Genomic DNA, 19,220 nt, shown 5'->3' with positions numbered 1-19,220 from the left:
CCGTTCCGCATCCACGACCGCGGGGTGGGGGCGGGCCGGGGACCCGCTGAGACGAGAGGTGCGGGTCGTGCGCACCTGCGGTGCGGGACCCGACGCGGGGCGGTGCTCCGTCCGACTTTGCGGGCGGGCCGACCTGCCCCGGGGCGGGTCGGCCCCCTACCCGGGTATGAAGTCGGGCGGGACCGAGGGGGAGCGGTTCCCGAGCAGGTGGCGCCCAGGTCGTGCATCACCTACTTTTCGGGGACCTGGAGCGGGACCGACGAACCGAGCGCCACGCCACACCTCCCGCCCCGACGGGGCGACCGGTCTTCTCCGGGCCGTCTGGGACGCCGGCACGTGGACCCCGTGCCGGAGTGGGGGATCCGGAGCAGGAGCTGAGCACATGGCGGAGGTACGGGGCCCTGACCCTGCAGCCGAGGACCTGCCGTCCGGCGCTGCGGCCCGGGTCTTGGTGTGCGACGACTCCGAGGTGTTCCGGTTCGGGCTGCGCACCGTGCTGCGCTCGGCGCCCGACCTCGTCCTCGTGGCCGAGGCCCCCGACTCCTCCCGTGCGCTGGCGCTGGCCGACGAGCACGTCCCCCACGTGGCCCTGGTCGGGCACGACACGCCGGGGAACGGCGCCCTGCAGCTGGTCCGGGAGCTGAGCACCGGCGGGGTGAAGGTCATCCTGCTCAGCGAGACGGGCACCCGCGCGGACCTCGTCGCCGCCCTGACCGCCGGCGCCTGCGGCTTCTACGTGCGCAGCGTGAGCCCGGCCCGCCTGGTGGAGGCCGTGCGGGCGGTGGTCCGCGGCGAGACGCGGCTGGACGAGCACCTGCTCAACAACCTCGACGAGCCGACGGTGCCGGCGACCGGCGAGCGGCCGACTCCGGAGACCCGGCTGACCGCGCGGCAGCAGGCGGTGGCCGCCCTGGTCGCCCAGGGGCTGACCAACTCGGAGATCGCCGCGTCCCTGCACCTGTCCCAGGCCACCGTCAAGGGCCACATCACGGTGGTCCTGCGCCGCCTGGGGCTGCGCGACCGGACGCAGCTGGCCATCCACGTCAACCGGGGCCGGCCGGGCGGGCGGCCGCCCCCCAGGGTCGGACCCGCCCCGCCGATGACCGTGTGAACACCTCCGGTGCCCGTGTGTGTGCGCTCACCGGCGGTCACCCGCCGGAACCGGTAACGTCTCGTGCACTATTCGACCCGAAGCCGCGATCCCGACCCGGCGCCCAGCCACCGGCGCCGTCGGGGTCCGCGGCGGAGAGCTCGGGGTGAGCCCATGAGCCGCTACGGCGTCGTCGTCCCCCAGCCCGCCGGCGCGCGCCCCGCCGGGCGGGCGCACGTGGACGACCGCCCGCCCGGGCCCGCCGCCGGGGGCAGCCCGCTGCGGGTGCCCGAACCCCGGGGAGGGGGCCGGCCGGCCCCCCATCCGCTCCCGGCGCGCCCCCTGGTGAGCCTGGTCCGGATTCTGCTCTGCGAGGACCAGGAGCTGTACCGCCTGGGGCTGCGGGTGGTCCTGGACGCGCAACCGGACCTCGCCGTCGTCGGCGAGGTGCACGACCTCCCGGCGGCGATCGCCGCCGCCGACCACGACTCCGTCCAGATCGTGGTGGTGCGCCAGGCGCTGGTCGAGGGTGGCCTCCCGCTGGTGCGGGAGCTCTCGCAGCGCGGCACCGCGGTGCTGGTCCTCGCCGACGTCGCCGCTCCGCCCGATCCCGAGCTGGTCAAGGTGCTGCGGGCCGGCGTCCGCGGCTACCTGTCCCGCCGGCTGGCCGCCCAGCGCCTGGTCGACGCGGTCCGGGCCCTGGCCCGCGACGAGGCCGCCCTCGACGCCGCCGTGGCCGGCCGCCTGGTGCGCTACCTGAGCGACGACTCCGTCCGGGACGGTGCGGCGCCGGCCGGCAGCGGCCCGCTCGACCGGCTCACCGGCCGGCAGCGCGACGTCGCGGTGCTGGTCGCCCAGGGGTTGAGCAACGACGAGATCGCCCGCCGGCTGTTCCTGAGCCAGGCCACGGTGAAGAGCCACCTCACCGCCGTGCTGCGCCGGCTCGAGGTCCGGACCCGCACCCAGCTGGCCATCCTGGTCAACCGCGACGAGCTGGCCACCTCCTGAACGAAAGGACCCCCTTGCCCCCCACGCCTCGCAGGCTCGGCGCGGGACCCGGCAAGGGGGCCGTTCCAGTCCGTCACCTGGTTCAGATCGGGAGGTCCTCCAGCATCTCGGTCACCAGGGCGGCGATCGGCGAGCGCTCGGAGCGGGTGAGGGTCACGTGCGCGAACAACGGGTGGCCCTTGAGCGCCTCGATCACCGCGGTGACGCCGTCGTGCCGGCCGACCCGGAGGTTGTCCCGCTGGGCGACGTCGTGGGTGAGCACCACCCGCGAGCCCGACCCCAGCCGGGACAGCACGGTGAGCAGCACCCCGCGCTCCAGGGACTGCGCCTCGTCGACGATGACGAACGAGTCGTGCAGCGACCGGCCGCGGATGTGGGTCAGCGGCAGCACCTCGATCAGGTCGCGCGAGGCGATCTCGTCGAGCACGTCGGTGGAGACCAGCGCCCCGAGGGTGTCGTAGACCGCCTGCGCCCAGGGCGACATCTTGTCGCCCTCGCTGCCGGGTAGGTAGCCGAGCTCCTGGCCGCCGACGGCGTACAGCGGCCGGAAGATGACGACCTTCCGGTGCGCCCGCCGCTCCATCACCGACTCCAGCCCGGCGCACAGCGCCAGCGCCGACTTGCCGGTGCCGGCCCGCCCACCGAGCGAGACGATGCCGATGTCCGGGTCGAGCAGCAGGTCGAGGGCCACCCGCTGCTCGGCCGAGCGACCGTGCAGCCCGAAGGCCTCCCGGTCGCCGCGCACCAGCCGCACCTGCTTGTCGGGGGTCACCCGCCCCAGCGCCGAGCCGCGCCCGGAGAGCAGCACCAGCCCGGTGTGCGTCGGCAACTCGGCGGCGTCGGGCACGAACACCGTGCCGTCGTCGTAGAGGGCCGACAGCTCGCCGTCGTCCAGGGACAGCTCGGCCATGCCGGTCCACCCGGCGTCGACGGCGTCCAGCGCGCGGTACTCGTCGGTCTCCAGGCCGACCGATGCGGCCTTCACCCGGAGGGGGACGTCCTTGGTGACCAGGCAGACGTCGCGCCCCTCGGCACGCAGGTGCAACGCCACCCCCATGATCCGGCTGTCGTTGCTGTCGTTGCGGAAGCCGGCCGGCAGCACCGACGGGTCGCTGTGGTTCAGCTCGACGTGCAGCGTCCCGCCGTCCTCGCCCACGGGCACCGGCGCGTCGAGCCGGCCGTGGGCGACCCGCAGGTCGTCGAGCAGACGCAGCGCCTGGCGGGCGAACCAGCCCAGCTCGGGGTGGTTGCGCTTGTCCTCGAGCTCCCCGATGACGACGAGGGGGAGGACCACGTCGGAGTCGCCCAGGCGCAGCGGCGCCGCGGGGTCGGACAGCAGGACGGAGGTGTCGAGGACGAACGTGCGGCGAGTGTTCACGTGTCGACTCCCGTGGGGCGCGCCGCGCCCCGGCTCGAAGGTGACCGGGCCCCGGCGCGGGAGCCGGGCACCGGCCCCCTGGTCGACGAGATCGTCAGCACCAACCGGGCCTCCCGTGGACGACGAGGTGAGCTCGTCCTCCACCGCGGACGGTAGGCCCGGGAGGTGACAGGGAGGTGACGGCCGGCGGGCGTGTCCCTCCATCGGGGTACCAGCCGCCCCAGCCGACCCAGCGCCCCCGAGGGCTCAGCGGCGACGACGCGGCCGGACGGCGACCAGCGCCCAGACGAGCGGCACGAGCAGCACCGGCCACTGCAGCCGCAGGTCGCCGATCCACCAGATGCCGGCGACCAGCAGCACGGCCAGCCACCCGGCCGTCCACAGGCCCAGGTCGCGGGCCTCCTCGGGGCCGTGCCGCGTCACCACTCAGGCGGCCTGCAGCTCGCCGGCCACGGCGGCCGGGGTGAGGGGCTCGTCGAGCAGCCGGACGAACCGGTCGGCGACCGGCTGCCCGGCCGGGCGCGCGTCCAGCCAGCGCGAGAGCAGGTCGAAGCCCTCCACGTAGGTGGTGATGTAGGCCCGCCACAGCGGGTGGGTGAGGAAGCGCAGCTGCTGGCGGGCCCGGTCGGGGCCGACCAGCGACCAGCGCTGGATGTAGGCGGCCACCTCGTCGGCGTCGGCGGCCCGGTCGTGCAGGAGGACGGCGGCGTCCTGACGCACCCGGTTCAGCGGTGCGGCCGCGGCGGCGATCCGCTCGGCGAGGGAGCCGTCGAGGTGCAGGCCGAGGTCGCCGAGGACCTCGGCCGCCCACGGCCCCCAGCCCTCCCCGATCGCGGCCTGCACGCCGAGGTCGGCCAGCCCCTCGGCCATGAGGCACTCGGGGGTGTTGACGAGGAACACCGTGTGCTCCAGGCGGGCGGCCCGCTCGACCAGCCCCTGCTCCTTGCGGCAGTGCTCGGTGTGGTGGCCCGGGTAGGCCTCGTGGGCCACCAGGTGCGGCAGCTGCGCCAGCCGGTGCGGCAGGTCGGCGTTGATCGCCACCCGGGAGCGGTAGTCGCCCTCGTAGTAGTTGAACCCCGACCAGGGCTGGTCGGTGACCACCTCGTACCGGACGGTCTCCACCTCGGGCAGCCCGTACTCGACGTGCACCCGGTCGCGCAGCGCGCTGGAGAGCGCGTCCACGGCCTCGGCCAGCCGCTGCGGCGGGCACTCCTCCCGGCGACGGTGCGCGGCGTAGCGCTCGGCCAGCGGACCGCGGCCGGGCAGCAGCGCGTCGAGCTCGGCGTGCGCGGCGGCGTAGGCGGCCGGGTCGCCGAGGGTGAGGTCGACCTGGAAGTAGCTCGCCACCTCGTCGAGGAAGGTCACCGGCTCGCCGCTCATCTTCCGGGCGCTGCACTCCAGGCCGGTGAGCTGGCCGCGGAGGAACGCGGTGCGGTCGGCGGGCAGGTCGGCGGCGTCCAGCTCGCGCAGCAGCCCCCGGGCCCGGTCGCGCAGGCCCTGCGGGGTGGGGGCCGGCTCGCTGTCGACCTCCGCCCGCATCCGCTGGTCACCGGTGTAGGCGTCGACGAAGCCGGGCTCCAGCCGGTCGAATCGCAGCCCCAGGCGCACGTACTCCAGGGGCAGGTCGGGGGAGGCCGGCATGAGCAGCAGTCTGTCAGCCGCCGAACCGCCGGTGCCGCGCCGCGTAGGCACGCAGCGCGCGCAGGAAGTCGACGCGGCGGAAGTCGGGCCAGTAGACGTCGGTGAAGTGGAACTCCGAGTGCGCGGTCTGCCAGAGCAGGAAGCCCGACAGCCGCTGCTCCCCGCTGGTGCGGATCACCAGGTCGGGGTCGGGCTGGCCGCGGGTGTAGAGGTGCTCGGCGATGTGCTCGACGTCGAGCACGCAGACCAGCTCGTCCAGCGTCGTCCCCCGCTCGGCGTGCTCGGCCAGCAGCGACCGGACGGCGTCGGCGATCTCCCGCCGTCCGCCGTAGCCGACGGCGAGGTTCACGGTGGCGCCCGGGCGGTCGCGGGTGGCCTCCTCCGCCTGCTTGAGGACGGCGACCGTCTCGGCCGGCAGCAGCTCCAGGGCTCCCACCGGGCGCAGCTGCCAGCGCCGGCCGGGGGCGGCGAGGTCGCCGGCGACGCCCTCGATGATCCGCAGCAGCGGGACCAGCTCGGGTTCGGGCCGGGACAGGTTGTCGGTGGAGAGCAGGAAGAGCGTGACCACCTCGACGCCGGCCTCGTCGCACCAGCCGAGGAACCCGGCGATCTTGTCCGCGCCGCGCCGGTGACCGGCGTTGGGGTCCTCGAGGCCGATCGAGCGCGCCCACCGCCGGTTGCCGTCGACGATCACCCCGACGTGGCGCGGGATGTCGGCGCCCTCCAGCGCCCGGGCCAGCCGGCGCTCGTACAGCTGGGTGAGGACGTCGCGAGTCCACTGACGCACCCCCACGGCCGTCACCCTAGAAGGACCCCCTGCCCCCCGCCGCTCGCAGGCTCGCGACGGGGCCCTGCAGGGGGCCACCCGAGACGAGCTGCCCGGGTCACATCCGCGTCCCGGTGCACCCCCAGCAGCGCGTACGTAGCCTCGGCGCATGAGCGTCTCCCCCGACGGCCGTGGACCCGTGCGGATCGAGGCGGACGGCGCCGAGATCGAGGCACCCCTCCAGCAGGCGGTGGCCGCCGTCCTCGAGGAGGGCGGGCGGGTCGAGCGGACCTGGACCGCCGAGGACTTCGCCGACGACGACTGGGACCACCCCGACACCCGCCCGCGGATGCGCGGCTGGCTGCACCTGTTCGCCTTCTTCGGCGCCATCGTCGCCGGAGCGGTGCTCATCCCGCTGGCCTCGGTGCTCGGCGCCCGCGCCGGGTTCTCCGTCGCCGTCTACTGCGCCACGATCTGCGGCCTGTTCGGGATCAGCGCGCTCTACCACCGCCGTCGCTGGTCACCGCGCGGCTGGAAGCTCATGAAGCGGCTCGACCACTCGATGATCTTCCTGTTCATCGCCGGCACGTACACGCCGTTCTCGCTGCTGGCCGTGGACCAGCCGACCGGCTACTGGGTGCTCGCCACCGTGTGGGCCGGCGCCCTGGCCGGCGTCTTCCTCAAGCTGACCTGGCCGACGGCCCCGCGCTGGGTCGGCGTACCCCTCTACATCGGGCTCGGCTGGGTGGCCGTCTTCGTGCTCACCGACATCCTGCACATCGCCGGGGTCACCTCGCTGGTGCTGCTCGCCGTCGGCGGGTTGCTCTACACCCTCGGCGGGGTGGCCTACGCGATCAAGTGGCCCAACCCGGTGCCCGGCGTCTTCGGCTACCACGAGGTCTTCCACGCGCTGACGGTCGTGGCGGCGATCTGCCACTACACCGCCGTCTACTTCGCGATGTACAACAGCCCCTTCGTCGGCTGACGGTCCCCCGGGCATGGGAAGCGATACCTGCGTCATGGGCGGCAGGACGCAGGTATCGCTTCCCATACCCGGGGGTGGGATTCGGCCGGGAGCGCTCGATCAGGTGAACGGGGGGCGCTGGTCGAGGCGGGTGGACAGCCGGCCGGCCGCGCGCCAGGCGCGGGCCACGACGTCGCGGTCGGCGTCGGTGACCAGGTTGCCCATCACCCGCAGCGCGACGGTCATCAGCGCCCGCGAGCGCATGCCGACCGGGCCCGCGGCGGGCAGGAACCGGGGCACGGTGAGCAGCCCGGCGAGCCGGCGGGCGATGGAGAACGCCTCGCCGTAGTGCCGCCGCAGCTCGGCCGGCCAGGCCCGCGACCAGTCGTCCTCGCCGAACAGCCCGACGACGGTGCGCCCGGTCTCCAGGCCGTAGTCGATGCCCTCGCCGTTGAGCGGGTTGACGCACCCGGCGGCGTCCCCGACCAGCGCCCAGTTGCGCCCGGCGACGCCGGTGACCGCGCCACCCATCGGCAACAGCGCCGATGCCGGCGCCTCCACCGGCCCGTCGAGCCGCCAGTCCTCCCGGCGGGCGTCGGCGTAGGTCTCCAGCAGCGCCTTGAGCTGCACCCCGGCGGGACGGCGGGCGGTGGCCAGCGTGCCGACGCCGATGTTCACCTGCCCCGATGCCGCCCCCAGGGGGAAGACCCAGCCGTAGCCCGACAGCAGCTCGCCCTCGGCGCCGCGCAGCTCCAGGTGCGAGGAGATCCACTCGTCGTCGGCCCGCTGCGAGCGCACGTACCCGCGGGCGGCGACGCCGTAGGCGGTGTCCCGGTGCCACTCGCGACCGAGCACCCGGCCCAGCGGGGACCGCACCCCGTCGGCCACGACCAGCCGCCGGCAGGCGACGGTGACCGTCTCCTCACCGACCTCGAAGACCACCCCGGCCACCCGGTAGCCGTCCCGCTCGACGTCGACCGCGCGGGCGCTCTCCAGCGGGACGGCGCCGTCGGCCAGCGCGGCTGCCCGGATGCGGGCGTCGAGCTCCGTGCGCGGTACCGCGCTGCCGTGGTCGGGGAACTCCCCGCCCGGCCAGGGCAGCTCCCAGACCTGCCCGAAGCCGGCCGCGCGCAGCCCGCGGTTGCGAGCCCGGGCGCGCGCCCAGTTCCCCAGGCCGAGCAGGTCGAGCTCGGCGACCGCCCGCGGGGTCAGCCCGTCCCCGCAGGTCTTGTCCCGCGGGAAGACCGCGGCGTCGGCGAGCACCACGTCGTGGCCGGCCCGGGAGGCCCAGGCCGCGGCGGCCGCACCGGCCGGCCCGGCGCCGACCACGAGCACCTCGGTGGCGGTCGGGACGGCGGCGCTGGCTGGCACGCCCTTCAGTGTCCCCGGTCGTGTCGGGCCGAGGAGTGGGGGCCGGGGGCCTCCACGACGAGCAGGAGGACCTCGTCCTCCTACTGCGGCCCCCGGCCGCGCACCTCCTCGACCGAGGCCATGGCCTCGCGCAGCTCGGTCAGCCAGTCCTGCGTGTGCTGCCCGACCAGCCGGACCGCCCACACCAGCGCCTCGGAGCGCGAGCGGGCCACCCCGGCGTCGACGAGCGTGTCGAGCACCAGCCGCTCGGGCTGGCGCAGCCGGGTCATCACCGGCACCGACAGGTTGGTGAACAGCTCGCGGACGTCGTCGCAGGCCGCCCCCCAGGCCACCGAGCGGCCGTAGCGGGCCTGCGCGGCGTCGGCGATGGCCATGCGCTGCTCGCGGGTGTCCTCGCGGAAGCGGGCGATGCGGCCCGCCCGCGCCGCGGCCGGGTCGCCCTCCCCCGCCTCGGGCTCGGGCAGGGTGCCGACGACGGTGATCTCGTCGCGGTCGGTGGCCAGGTCCACCGGGCCGGTGAACCAGTCGTCGGGCAGCCGGCCGGCGAACCAGCCGGCGACCTCGGCGCGCTCGACCGGGGGCGGCGCGTCGGGTCCGCGGCCGCGGCCGCCGGGGCCACGCCCCCGGAAGCCCGAGCGGAACCCGCCTCGCATGCCGGCGAAGGGCGGATCGGGAAAACGGTGGTGTCCGTGCACGACGGCCTCCTCAGCGTGTGTTGATTACACACTTACACGGTAAGTCGTCGCGGCGTCCTCAGGAAGGGTCGAGCGCTGCGCTCAGAGCGGACACGTCGGTGACCGGCGCGGAGCAGACGAACCCGCGGCACACGTAGGCCGCCGGCTTGCCGCCCACGAGCGGCCGGTCGGCGAGCAGCGGGACGCCGGGCGCGTCCGGCTCCCCCACCACGACCACGGCACCCGGGCTGGTCGACGTCCGGGCGACGGTCGCCAGCGCGTCACGCTCCGCCCCGGCCGGCCCGCTCACCGCCACCTCGAGCGGGCCGGCGAGCAGCGCCTCCCCGACCGCAGCGGCCCAGCCGGCCGCCCGGGGCGCCTGCGCCACCAGCCGCGCCAGCGACCCGACCGCCGCCTCGCCCAGCTCGCGGTGCCGCGGCGAGCCGGCCAGGCCCGCGTAGGTGACGGCGGCACCGGCGGCGGCCGCGACGCCGGCCGGGGTGGGGCCGTCGGTGGGGTCGAACGGCCGGTGCACGAGCGTCTCGCCGTCGGCGGCGGTGTCGTGCCAGGTGGGTGGGGTGCTGGCGGAGTCCACGAACTGCTCGGCCACGACGTCGAGCAGGTCGCCGGCGAGCTCCAGCCAGCGGCCCTCGCCGGTGGCCTGGTGCAGCGCCAGGAGCCCCTCGGCGAGGTCGCCGTAGTCCTCGAGCACGCCGGCCGGAGCGCCCGCGACGCCGTCCCGCGACGCCCGGCGCAGCCGTCCGTCCACCCAGTGCGTCGACGCGACCAGCTCCGCGGCCCGGCGGGCGGCGGTCACCGACCCGTCGTCCCCGGTGAGCACGCCGTGCTCGGCCAGGGCGGCGATCGCCAGCCCGTTCCAGGCGGTGACCACCTTGTCGTCCCGGGCCGGCTGCGGACGGCGCGCCCGGGCCGCGGCCAGCCGCTCGCGGACCGACGCGAACCGGGCGGGGTCGTCGGGGTCGTGCAGCAGCTGCAGCGTCGAGGTGCCGTGCTCGAACGTCCCGTCGACGGTCACCGCGAACACCTCGGCGGCCCAGCGGCCGTCGTCCTCCCCGAGGACCTCGACCAGCTGGGCCGGCGTCCAGACGTAGGTGAGCCCCTCGACGCCCTCGGTGTCGGCGTCGAGCGCGGAGGCGAAGCCGCCCTCGGGCGTGCCGAGGTCGCGGACGAGGAAGGCGGCGGTCGCGTCGGCGACCCGGCGGGCCCACTCGTCGCCGGTGGCCCGCCACAGGTGCAAGTATCCGCGCAGCAGCAGGGCGTTGTCGTAGAGCATCTTCTCGAAGTGCGGCACCACCCACTGCGCGTCGACCGAGTAGCGGGCGAAGCCGCCGGCGAGCTGGTCGTGGATGCCGCCGCGGGCCATCGCCTCGAGCGTGCCGCGGGCCGTCCGCAGCGCTTCGCCGTCCCCGGTGCGGGCGGCGTGGCGGAGCAGGAACTCCAGCACCATGGACGGCGGGAACTTCGGCGCGCCCCCGAAGCCGCCCCAGCGCTCGTCGTAGCTCCCGACCAGCGCGGTCACGGCCGCGTCGAGCACCTCGGGCGACAGCGGGGTGGGCGCGCCGAGGTCCAGCCGCGAGGAGATGCCCTGCGCGATGCGGGAGCTCGCGGCTTCCAGCTCGTCCCGCCGGGTTCGCCAGGCGTCGCTGACCGCCGCGAGCACCTGGCGGAAGGCGGGCATGCCGGACGCCGGCCGCGGCGGGAAGTAGGTGCCGCAGTAGAACGGCCTGCCGTCCGGGGTCGTGAAGACCGTCATCGGCCAACCGCCCTGGCCGGTCAGCGCCTGGGTCGCGGTCATGTAGACGCTGTCGACGTCCGGCCGCTCCTCGCGGTCGACCTTCACGCAGACGAAGTCGGCGTTCATCTGCGCGGCGGTGACCTCGTCCTCGAAGGACTCGTGGGCCATCACGTGGCACCAGTGGCAGGCGGCGTAGCCGACCGAGACCAGCACCGGGACGTCGCGCTCGCGGGCCTCGGCGAAGGCATCCTGCCCCCACTCCCGCCAGTCCACGGGGTTGTCCGCGTGCTGCAGCAGGTAGGGGCTGGTGGCGGTGGCGAGTCGGTTGGGCACGCACCCTGCCTACCCGGCGGTCCCCCCAGCACGCCCCGGGTCGCTCCGCTTGCCTTCGTCCGGCTCGCGCTCCTTGCGTCGCAGCAGCCAGGACGTGAGCCCGAGCAGCAGGACGTCGAGCAGCGCCAGCACCATCGTCTGCGAGAAGTCCGTCTGCGAGAAGTCGCCGAACACTAGCCAGCCCGTCCACGCGGCGCGGACGAGCAGGATGCACGCCGCCGCGATGAGCGGCAGGGCGATGCCGGCGTAGACGACCTTCTCGGCGAACTCGAGCAACCGGCTGCCGACCCCGCCGAAGCCGGGCGCGGGCGTCGGCTGCTCGGACGTCCGCGGCGCGCGCTCCTCACCCGACGTGAGAACGCCGCCCCGATGAGGGCGATCCGGGGACCGACCAGCCATCGTGGTCGGCGTTGTGGTGGCTCAGTCCTCCGGCCGGGGAGCGGCCGCTCGACCGTCGCCGTCGCCGTCGCCGTCGCGGCGTGGCCCCTCGATCGCCCGGGGGGCGCGGCGGAGGGTGTCGAGCAGCTCCTGCCCCGGCGCGGGGCGGGGCTCGACCAACTCGGCCGGGGTGTCGGGGACGACGACCCGAGGCTCGGCGTCCTCGGGGTCGAAGCTGCGGGGCAGCCGCTTGAGGTGCCGCGACATCGACTTGACCAGCAGCGCCACCGCGATGAGCAGCAGCACCATGAGCAGCAGGCCGATGGGGCCCGCCTTGCCGACGTCCTCGGGCAGCTGGTCGCCGGCCGCGGCGAGCACGGTGGCGGCGGTCACCGCACGGTCACCTCGCTGCGGACGCCGGCGAACAGGTCGTCCTCGGGCACCGGCGAGTCGACGACCGAGCGGGCCAGCTCGTAGTCCTCGGTCGGCCACACCTGCTGCTGCACCTCCAGCGGACAGGCGAACCAGCGGCCGTGGGGGTCGATCTGCGTGGCGTGCGCGATCAGGGCGGCGTCCCGCACGGCGAAGTACTCGGCGCAGGGCACCTTCGTGGTCACCCGGTGGGACGTGTCCCGCTCCGGGTCCCAGTTCTCCAGCCACTCGGCGTACGGGGACTCCGCTCCCGAGGCGAGGATCGCCTCGTGCAGCGCCCGCGTGCGGGGCAGCGTGAAGCTCATGTGGTAATAGAGCTTGAGCGGCTGCCAGGGCTCGCCCAGCTCGGGGTAGCGGTCGGGGTCGCCGGCGGCCTCGAAGGCGTGCACCGAGACCTCGTGGGTCTTGACGTGGTCGGGGTGCGGATAGCCGCCGCGCTCGTCGTAGGTCGTGATGACGTGCGGCTTGAACCGGCGGATCAGCTCGACCAGGGGGGCGGCGGCTTCCTCGGTGGGCACCAGCGCGAAGCAGCCCTCGGGCAGCGGCGGCAGCGGGTCGCCCTCGGGCAGGCCGGAGTCGACGAAGCCCAGGAACTCCTGCTCGACGTCGAGGATCTCGCGGGCGCGGGCCATCTCCTCCCGGCGGATCTCGGGCAGCCGCTCCCACACGTCGGGGCGGTCGAGCGCCGGGTTGAGCACCGAACCCCGCTCACCGCCGGTGCAGGTCGCCACCATGACGCGGACGCCCTCCGCGACGTACTTGGCCATCGTCGCGGCGCCCTTGCTCGACTCGTCGTCGGGATGGGCGTGCACCGCGAGCAGGCGCAACGGGTCTGCTTCGCTCACCGGACCATTGTCCCCTGTCGCGCCCGTGCCCCGCCGCCCGTCGCGGCCTCCGAGCGGGGGACGTGGCGCTCGTCATGCCACGACAGCCTGGCGTTCCGCGTCTCCGGCGCCGGGCCGGGGCGGAACACGTCCCCCGACGACGGTGTTACGTTGGCGGTTCTGAACGCGGCCGTTCCCCGCACGGGGAGCGGCCACCGACATTTCAGGAGCTCCCTCGTGTCCACCTCCACTGACGAGCAGAACCAGGGCGTCTGGCTGACCCAGGAGGCCCACGACCGGCTGAGGGCCGAGCTCGACCAGCTGGTGGCGGGCCGTCCGGCCATGGCCGCCGAGATCAACGCCCGCCGCGAGGAGGGCGACCTCCGCGAGAACGGCGGCTACCACGCCGCCAAGGAGGAGCAGGGCAAGCAGGAGGCCCGCATCCGCCAGCTGGAGGACCTGCTGCGCAAGGCCCGGGTCGGCGACGCGCCGACGACGGCGGCCCACGCAGCCACCGGCACCGTCATCACCATCCGGTTCCAGGGCGACGACGAGACCGAGAAGTTCCTCCTCGGCTCGCGGGAGATCGCCGGCACCACCGACCTGCAGGTCTACTCCCCCGAGTCGGCCCTCGGGTCGGCCATCATGGGCGCCGCGCCCGGGACGACCGTCACCTACCAGGCCCCGGGCGGCCGCGACATCACCGTCGACGTCGTCGCCGTCGAGCCCTACGTCGCCTGACCGGGGTCCCCGCGTGAGCCCCGCCCGCTCGCGGCGGGCGGAGAACACCGGGTTCGTCTGCGTGCACTGCGCCTCGGCCGTGCCGGCCACCACCGACGGGCACTACCGCAACCACTGCCCGGCGTGCCTGTGGTCGTTGCACGTCGACGAGCTGCCCGGTGACCGGGCAAGCGGGTGCCGGGCGCCGATGGCGCCGATCGGCCTCGTGGAGAAGTCCGGCAAGGGCTGGCAGGTGGTCCACCGCTGCACGGCGTGCGGCCACCGCCAGCCCAACCGGCTGGTCCGCGAGGGTGACGGCCCCGACGACCTCGACGTCGTCCTCTCGCTGCCCTGGTTGTAGAGGCCTGACCTCTCCCCGTGTCGACCTTCGGCGGGGGGCTGCTCCTCTCGGCGGGTCAGGCAGCCACCCGCCGATGATCACGGTGAGCTGGGCAGCAATCCTCGCCTCCGCAGCAGCGGCGTGGGGTCGGCGTCCCGGCCGCGGACGGCGCGGAAGGCCGCCAGCGGGTCGACCGACCCGCCGACCGACAGCAGCCGCTCCCGGAAGACGTCGCCGTTCTCCCGGCGCAGGCCGCCGTTCTCCTCGAACCACTGCTCGGTGTCGGCGTCGAGCACCTCCGACCAGATGTAGGAGTAGTAGCCGGCCGCGTAGCCCCCGGCGAAGACGTGCTGGAAGTACGTCGTCCGGTAGCGCGGCGGCACCAGGTCGTAGGCGACGCCGGCGGCCTCCAGGGCGGCCCGCTCGAACTCGACCGGGTCGCCGATCTCGGTGTCCGGGGTGATCCGGTGCCAGGCCTGGTCGAGCAGGGTGGCCGCCAGGTACTCCAGCGTGGCGAACCCCTCGCCCCACAGCCGGGCGGCCTCGATCGCCTCGACGACGGCGGCCGGCAGCGGCTCGCCGGTGTCGACGTGGCGGGCGTAGCCGGCCAGCACCTCCGGCTGCAGCGCCCACATCTCGTTGACCTGGCTCGGGTACTCGACGAAGTCCCGCGGGACGGCGGTGCCGGCGAACCGCGGGTAGGTGACCGCCGAGGCGAGCCCGTGCAGGGCGTGACCGAACTCGTGGAACAGCGTGTTGACCTCGTCGAGGGTGAGCAGCGTGGGTTGCCCGTCGGCGCCGCGGGTGACGTTGAGGTCGTTCACCACCACCGGCCGGGTGCCCAGCAGCCGGGACTGGGTGACGAACGAGCTCATCCACGCCCCGCCGCGCTTGCCCTCCCGCGCGACGTAGTCGCCGAGGTAGAGCCCGATCGTCTCCCCCGCCGCGCCGGTGACCTCCCAGACCCGCACGTCGGGGTGGTAGCCGACGAGGTCCGGCCGCGGGGTGAACCGGTACCCGTAGAGCCGCTCCGCGGCGGCGAAGACGCCGTGGACCAGCACCCGGTCCAGCTCGAACCACGGCCGCAGCGCCGTGGCGTCGACCGAGTACCGCTCGGCGCGCACCCGTTCGCTGTAGAAGGCCCAGTCCCAGGGGGCGAGGTCGGTGACGCCGTCCCGCGCGGCGACCTCGGCGAGCGCGGCCGCCTCGGCCTGCGCGTTGGCCAGGGACGGTCCGACCATCGAGGCGAGCATCGCGTCGACCGCCTCGGTGCTGCCCGCGGTCTGGTCGGCGACCACCAGGTCGGCGTGGGTGGCGAAACCGAGCAGCCGGGCACGCTCGGCGCGCAGCCGGGCGATGCGGACGGCGACCGGGCCGTTGTCGTGCGCGCCGGCCGACGCGCGGGTGACCGAGGCCTCGAACACCCGGCGGCGCAGGTCGCGGTCGCGCAGCTTGGCCAGCACCGGCTGGCCGGTGGGCAACAGCAGCGGGATCAGGTAGCCGTCGACCCCGCGGTCGGCGGCCACCCCGGCCGCCGCGGCGACCTCCTGCGCGCCGAGCCCGTCGAGCGCGGCGGGGTCGGAGACGACGACCGCCGCGGCCTCGGTGGCCAGCTGCAGGTTCTGCCCGAACGTCGTCGACAGCTCCGCGAGCTCCCGGTTCAGCTCGGTCAGGCGGGCGCGGCCGGCGTCGTCGAGCCGCGCACCGGAGAGGACGAAGTCGAGGTGGTAGCGCTCCACCAGCCGCACCGCCTCGGCGTCGAGGCCGACGTCGTGTCGGGCCGCGTGGACGGCGTCGATGCGGGCGAGCAGGGCCGGGTCCAGCCGCAGCGCGTCGGCGTGGGCCGCCTCCAGCGGTGCCAGCTCCCGCTCGACCTCCCGGAGCCGGTCGGTGGCCACCGAGGAGGCGAGGTTGTGGAACACCGCGGCGGCCCGGCGGTACAGCCGGCCCGAGCGCTCCAGGGCGACGACGGTGTTCTCGAAGGTCGGCGACTCGTCCGATCCGACGATCGCGGCGACCTCGGCCCGCTGCTCGGCCATCCCGGCGATCAGCGCTTCGCGGCAGTGCTCGACGGTGATGGCCGCGAAGGGCGGCAGCTGCAACGGCAGCGGGGACGGCGCGAGCAGCGGGTTGTCGGCGGACGGGGCGGTGGGGACGGTGCTCATCGCCGTCCATCCTGCCGTGACACCGCGGTCCTGCCGGACCGCGGTGTCACGCGCTCACCGCGTGGCCGTGCGCTGGTAGAGCCGCACCGCCAGCGGCACGAACACCACCAGGATGACCGCCGTCCAGATCACCGAGTAGAGCACCGGGTGCTGCAGCGACCACACGTCGGCGACCGGGGCGCCGGGCACGGTGTTGCCGAACAGCTCACGGGCAGCCTGCACCACCGCGGACACCGGGTTCCACTCCGCGAAGACCCGCAACACCGTCGGGAACGTCTCCAGCGGGACGAACGTGTTGGCCACGAAGGTCAGCGGGAAGATCACGATGAAGCTGGCGTTGTTGACCACCTCTGGAGTGCGCACCAGCAGCCCGACCATCGCCATCAGCCAGGAGAACGAGAAGGCGAACAGCAACAGCACGAGGAACCCGCCGACCGCCTCGCCGACCGACGAGTGGATCCGCCAGCCGACGACCAGGCCGGTCAGCGCCATCACCACGACGGAGATGACGTTGAGCCCGAGGTCGGCCAGGGTCCGCCCGACCAGCACCGCCGAGCGGGACATCGGTAGCGACCGGAACCGGTCGATCAGCCCCTTCTGCAGGTCGTCGGCGAGGCTGGCGCCGGTGATCGTGCTCCCGAAGACGACCGTCTGCGCGAAGATCCCGGGCAGCAGGAACTCCGCGTAGCTGATGCCGTCGGGCAGCAGGATCGCGCCGCCGAAGACGTAGCGGAACAGCAGCACGAACATGATCGGCGACAGGGTCGCGAAGACGATCAGGTCGGGTACGCGCTTGACCTTGATGAGGTTGCGCTTGGTGATGACCACGCTGTCGGACAGCGTGGCGGCCAACGAGCTCATCGGGCACCTCCGGTGGGGACCGGCTCGGCCGGTGGCGTGTCGCGGCTCGTGGTCGCCGCGTCCTCGGTGCCCCCGCCGTCGGTGGCACCGCTGTCGGTGGCACCGCTGTCGGTGGCACCGCTGTCGGTGGCACCGCTGTCGGTGGCACCGTCGTCGGCGGCGTGGCCGGTGAGGGTCAGGAACACGTCGTCGAGGTCGGGGCGGCGCAGCCCCATGTCGAAGACGTCGGCGATGTGGCCGTCCAGCCGGCGCAGCGCCTCGGCCAGCACCTCCACGCCCCCGCTCACCGGCAGGCTCAGCCGCCGGGCCTGCTCGTCGACGTGCGGCTCCTCGACCGCCAGCGGCCGCAGCCGCTCGGCGATCGCGGGCAGCACCTCGCCGCGGGTGGCGGTCAGCTCCAGCCGCTGGCCGCCGACCTGGGCCTTGAGCTCGTCGGCGGTGCCGCGGGCGATGACCCTCCCCCGGTCGATGACCACCATCCGGTCGGCCAGCCGGTCGGCCTCCTCCAGGTACTGGGTGGTGAGCAGGATCGTCGTCCCGCCGTCGGCGAGGTCGGCGATGAAGTCCCACATCCCCAGCCGGCTGCGCGGGTCGAGTCCGGTGGTCGGCTCGTCGAGGAAGAGCACCCGCGGCCGCGCGATCAGCGAGGCGGCGATGTCGAGTCGCCGGCGCATGCCGCCGGAGTAGGTCTTGGCCGGCCGGTCGGCCGCGCCGGTCAGGTCGAAGCGCTCCAGCAGCTGCCCGGCCCGCGCCCGCGCCTCCCGGCGGCCCAGCCGGTAGAGCCGGCCGACCATCTCCAGGTTCTCGGCGCCGGTGAGGTACTCGTCGACGGCGGCGTACTGGCCGGTCAGACCGATCGACGCCCGCACCGCGTCCGCGTCGCGCACCACGTCGAGGCCCACCACCTCCGCCCGCCCCGCGTCGGCGCGCAACAGGGTGGTGAGGATGCGCACCACCGTCGTCTTGCCCGCGCCGTTGGGGCCGAGCAGCCCGAGGACGGAGCCCTCGGCCACGGTCAGGTCCACCCCGTCGAGGGCGGTGGTGCCGCCGAAGCGCTTCACGAGCCCCTCGACGACGATCGCGTCGGTCATGACAGGGAAACTAGGCGCCGGTGCCGACACTTCCCGACTGCTTTTCGGCCTCCACGGGCCGCGTTCGCTCCCGGCTGATCCACCGGCCCCCTCCCGGGTCCCGCCCCGAGTCTGCGAGGGGTGGGGAGGAGGGGGTCCTTCTTCAGCCCGCGTCCACCGCGTACCCGGCCCGGGCCAGCCGGGCCAGCACCTCCTCGGCGTGCTCGGGTCCGCGGGTCTCCAGGACGACGAAGACCTCCACCTCGCCGAGGTCCAGCCGGGTCGCCGTCCGCTCGTGCTCGACCTCCAGCACGTTGGCCCCGACGTCGGCCAGCTCGGTGAGCACCGCCGCCAGCGACCCGGGCCGGTCGGGCACCCGCAGCCGCAGCCGCAGGTAGCGACCGGCCGCGGCCATGCCGTGCTGGACCACCTTGAGCATCAGGACCGGGTCGATGTTGCCGCCGGAGACGACCGCCACCACCGGCGGCGCGAAGGCCCCCGGGTCGGCCAGCACGGCCGCGACCGCCGCTGCCCCGGCCGGCTCGACGACGAGCTTGGCCCGCTCCAGGCAGAACAGCAGGGCCTGCGAGAGGTCCTCCTCGCTGACCGTGCGCACCTCGTCGACCAGGTCGCGGACGTGCGCGAGGGTCAGCTCGCCGGGCGCGCCGACGGCGATGCCGTCGGCCATCGTCGCCATGCCCTCCAGCGCCACCGGGCGGCCGGCGGCCAGCGACCCGGGGAACGCGGCGGCGGCCGCGGCCTGCACGGCGACCACCCGCACCTCCGGACGGCGGGTCTTCACCGCCGCGGCGACCCCGGAGACCAGCCCGCCTCCGCCGGTGCAGACGACGACGGTGGCCACGTCGGGGCACTGGTCGAGCACCTCGAGCCCGACGGTGCCCTGCCCGGCGATCACGTCGAGGTGGTCGAACGGGTGGATGAACACCGCGCCGGTGCGCTCGGCGTGCTCGACGGCCGCGGCGAGGGCCTCGGTGAGCGTGTGCCCCACCAGCCGGGCGTCCGCGCCGTAGCCGCGGGTGGCCGCCACCTTGGGCAGCGGCGCGGTCTCGGGCATGAACACCGTCGCCCGGATGCCCAGCATCCGCGCGGCCAGCGCGACGCCCTGCGCGTGGTTGCCGGCGCTCGCCGCGACGACGCCGCGGGCCCGCTCCTCGCCGGTCAGCCGGGCCAGCCGGGTGTACGCGCCGCGGATCTTGAACGAGCCGGTGCGCTGCAGGTTCTCGCACTTGAGCCACACCGGCCCGCCCACCTGCTCGGCCAGCGCGCGGGAGTGCTCCAGCGGGGTGCGGCGGACGACGCCGTCGAGCAGCGCGGCCGCGGCCTCGACGTCCGCACCGCTGACGAGGGACACCTCACGAGCGGACACGCTTCCGATCCTCGCAGGCAGCGGGGGCCGGGGCAGTGACCGGACGCAGGTGGGCGTCGTAC

The 19,220-nt window shown here is 74.9% G+C and carries 19 protein-coding genes; 5 read left to right on the top strand and 14 right to left on the bottom strand.

Features of this window, described 5'->3' with window-relative positions; genetic code table 11:
* Positions 1-451 precede the first annotated feature (451 nt).
* Complete coding sequence (locus DQ238_RS20470) at positions 452-1,111, top strand: response regulator transcription factor (RefSeq protein ID WP_233496140.1); 660 nt, start codon at positions 452-454, stop codon at positions 1,109-1,111.
* 153 nt (positions 1,112-1,264) lie between these two features.
* Positions 1,265-2,098: a response regulator transcription factor gene (locus tag DQ238_RS20465; RefSeq protein WP_113783089.1), complete on the top strand. Its 834-nt coding sequence runs from the start codon at positions 1,265-1,267 to the stop codon at positions 2,096-2,098.
* An 82-nt stretch (positions 2,099-2,180) separates the two neighbouring features.
* Here DQ238_RS20465 and DQ238_RS20460 read toward each other — a convergent pair whose 3' ends face one another.
* The 4 genes from DQ238_RS20460 to DQ238_RS20445 form a co-directional block, all read right to left on the bottom strand.
* A complete protein-coding gene (locus tag DQ238_RS20460; protein ID WP_113783088.1) occupies positions 2,181-3,476 on the bottom strand; it encodes a PhoH family protein in 1,296 nt (431 codons plus the stop codon).
* 246 nt (positions 3,477-3,722) lie between these two features.
* Positions 3,723-3,902, bottom strand: a complete 180-nt coding sequence (locus DQ238_RS20455) for a hypothetical protein (RefSeq protein ID WP_113783087.1) — start codon at positions 3,900-3,902, stop codon at positions 3,723-3,725.
* Positions 3,903-5,117 carry a DUF885 domain-containing protein gene (locus DQ238_RS20450; protein WP_113783111.1) on the bottom strand — a complete coding sequence of 405 codons (1,215 nt, stop codon included), beginning with the start codon at positions 5,115-5,117 and terminating at the stop codon, positions 3,903-3,905. It lies immediately after the preceding gene.
* Positions 5,118-5,130: 13 nt separating this feature from the next.
* Complete coding sequence (locus DQ238_RS20445) at positions 5,131-5,910, bottom strand: isoprenyl transferase (RefSeq protein ID WP_113783110.1); 780 nt, start codon at positions 5,908-5,910, stop codon at positions 5,131-5,133.
* Between the two features lie 142 nt (positions 5,911-6,052).
* Here DQ238_RS20445 and DQ238_RS20440 point away from each other — a divergent pair, with 142 nt between their 5' ends.
* Entirely contained in the window at positions 6,053-6,868 is an 816-nt protein-coding gene (locus tag DQ238_RS20440; RefSeq protein ID WP_199506485.1) for a hemolysin III family protein, read from the top strand.
* Positions 6,869-6,967: 99 nt separating this feature from the next.
* On the opposite strand, the gene DQ238_RS20435 is transcribed toward DQ238_RS20440, so the two are convergent.
* The 6 genes from DQ238_RS20435 to mca all read right to left on the bottom strand — a co-directional run bounded on the left by DQ238_RS20435 (position 6,968) and on the right by mca (position 12,636).
* A complete protein-coding gene (locus DQ238_RS20435; RefSeq protein ID WP_113783086.1) occupies positions 6,968-8,218 on the bottom strand; it encodes a geranylgeranyl reductase family protein in 1,251 nt (416 codons plus the stop codon).
* Positions 8,219-8,298: 80 nt separating this feature from the next.
* Positions 8,299-8,913, bottom strand: a complete 615-nt coding sequence (locus tag DQ238_RS20430; RefSeq protein WP_113783085.1) for a hypothetical protein — start codon at positions 8,911-8,913, stop codon at positions 8,299-8,301.
* 58 nt (positions 8,914-8,971) lie between these two features.
* Positions 8,972-10,981, bottom strand: a complete 2,010-nt coding sequence (locus DQ238_RS20425) for a thioredoxin domain-containing protein (protein ID WP_113783084.1) — start codon at positions 10,979-10,981, stop codon at positions 8,972-8,974.
* Positions 10,982-10,990: 9 nt separating this feature from the next.
* The gene (locus DQ238_RS20420; protein WP_199506484.1) at positions 10,991-11,257 is read right to left on the bottom strand and encodes a hypothetical protein; all 267 of its coding nucleotides are present in this window, start codon (positions 11,255-11,257) and stop codon (positions 10,991-10,993) included.
* A gap of 144 nt (positions 11,258-11,401) precedes the next feature.
* Positions 11,402-11,752 carry a hypothetical protein gene (locus tag DQ238_RS20415; RefSeq protein ID WP_113783083.1) on the bottom strand — a complete coding sequence of 117 codons (351 nt, stop codon included), beginning with the start codon at positions 11,750-11,752 and terminating at the stop codon, positions 11,402-11,404.
* The gene (mca, locus tag DQ238_RS20410; protein WP_113783082.1) at positions 11,749-12,636 is read right to left on the bottom strand and encodes a mycothiol conjugate amidase Mca; all 888 of its coding nucleotides are present in this window, start codon (positions 12,634-12,636) and stop codon (positions 11,749-11,751) included. Before mca ends, DQ238_RS20415 begins: the two co-directional genes overlap by 4 nt.
* Before the next feature lie 216 nt (positions 12,637-12,852).
* Here mca and greA point away from each other — a divergent pair, with 216 nt between their 5' ends.
* Both greA and DQ238_RS20400 read left to right on the top strand, forming a co-directional pair.
* On the top strand, positions 12,853-13,356 hold the full coding sequence (greA, locus tag DQ238_RS20405) for a transcription elongation factor GreA (RefSeq protein WP_113783081.1): 504 nt from the start codon (positions 12,853-12,855) through the stop codon (positions 13,354-13,356).
* A gap of 13 nt (positions 13,357-13,369) precedes the next feature.
* Positions 13,370-13,696 carry an RNHCP domain-containing protein gene (locus tag DQ238_RS20400; RefSeq protein WP_199506483.1) on the top strand — a complete coding sequence of 109 codons (327 nt, stop codon included), beginning with the start codon at positions 13,370-13,372 and terminating at the stop codon, positions 13,694-13,696.
* 77 nt (positions 13,697-13,773) lie between these two features.
* Here DQ238_RS20400 and DQ238_RS20395 read toward each other — a convergent pair whose 3' ends face one another.
* From DQ238_RS20395 to ilvA, 4 genes are all read right to left on the bottom strand, one after another.
* Positions 13,774-15,840 carry a M3 family metallopeptidase gene (locus tag DQ238_RS20395; RefSeq protein ID WP_113783080.1) on the bottom strand — a complete coding sequence of 689 codons (2,067 nt, stop codon included), beginning with the start codon at positions 15,838-15,840 and terminating at the stop codon, positions 13,774-13,776.
* 54 nt (positions 15,841-15,894) lie between these two features.
* Positions 15,895-16,701, bottom strand: coding sequence for an ABC transporter permease (locus DQ238_RS20390; RefSeq protein ID WP_113783079.1), 807 nt, complete (start codon positions 16,699-16,701; stop codon positions 15,895-15,897).
* Complete coding sequence (locus tag DQ238_RS20385; RefSeq protein ID WP_113783078.1) at positions 16,698-17,792, bottom strand: ATP-binding cassette domain-containing protein; 1,095 nt, start codon at positions 17,790-17,792, stop codon at positions 16,698-16,700. The genes DQ238_RS20390 and DQ238_RS20385 overlap by 4 nt, the downstream gene beginning before the upstream one ends.
* 142 nt (positions 17,793-17,934) lie before the next feature.
* On the bottom strand, positions 17,935-19,158 hold the full coding sequence (gene ilvA / locus DQ238_RS20380) for a threonine ammonia-lyase (RefSeq protein ID WP_233496139.1): 1,224 nt from the start codon (positions 19,156-19,158) through the stop codon (positions 17,935-17,937).
* Between the last annotated feature and the right edge of the window lie 62 nt (positions 19,159-19,220).

This window comes from Geodermatophilus sp. TF02-6 (assembly GCF_003319115.1).
Taxonomy (GTDB): domain Bacteria; phylum Actinomycetota; class Actinomycetes; order Mycobacteriales; family Geodermatophilaceae; genus Geodermatophilus.
The sequence above is the reverse complement of the archived record's forward strand: the minus strand, read 5'-3'. Positions and strand labels throughout refer to the sequence as shown.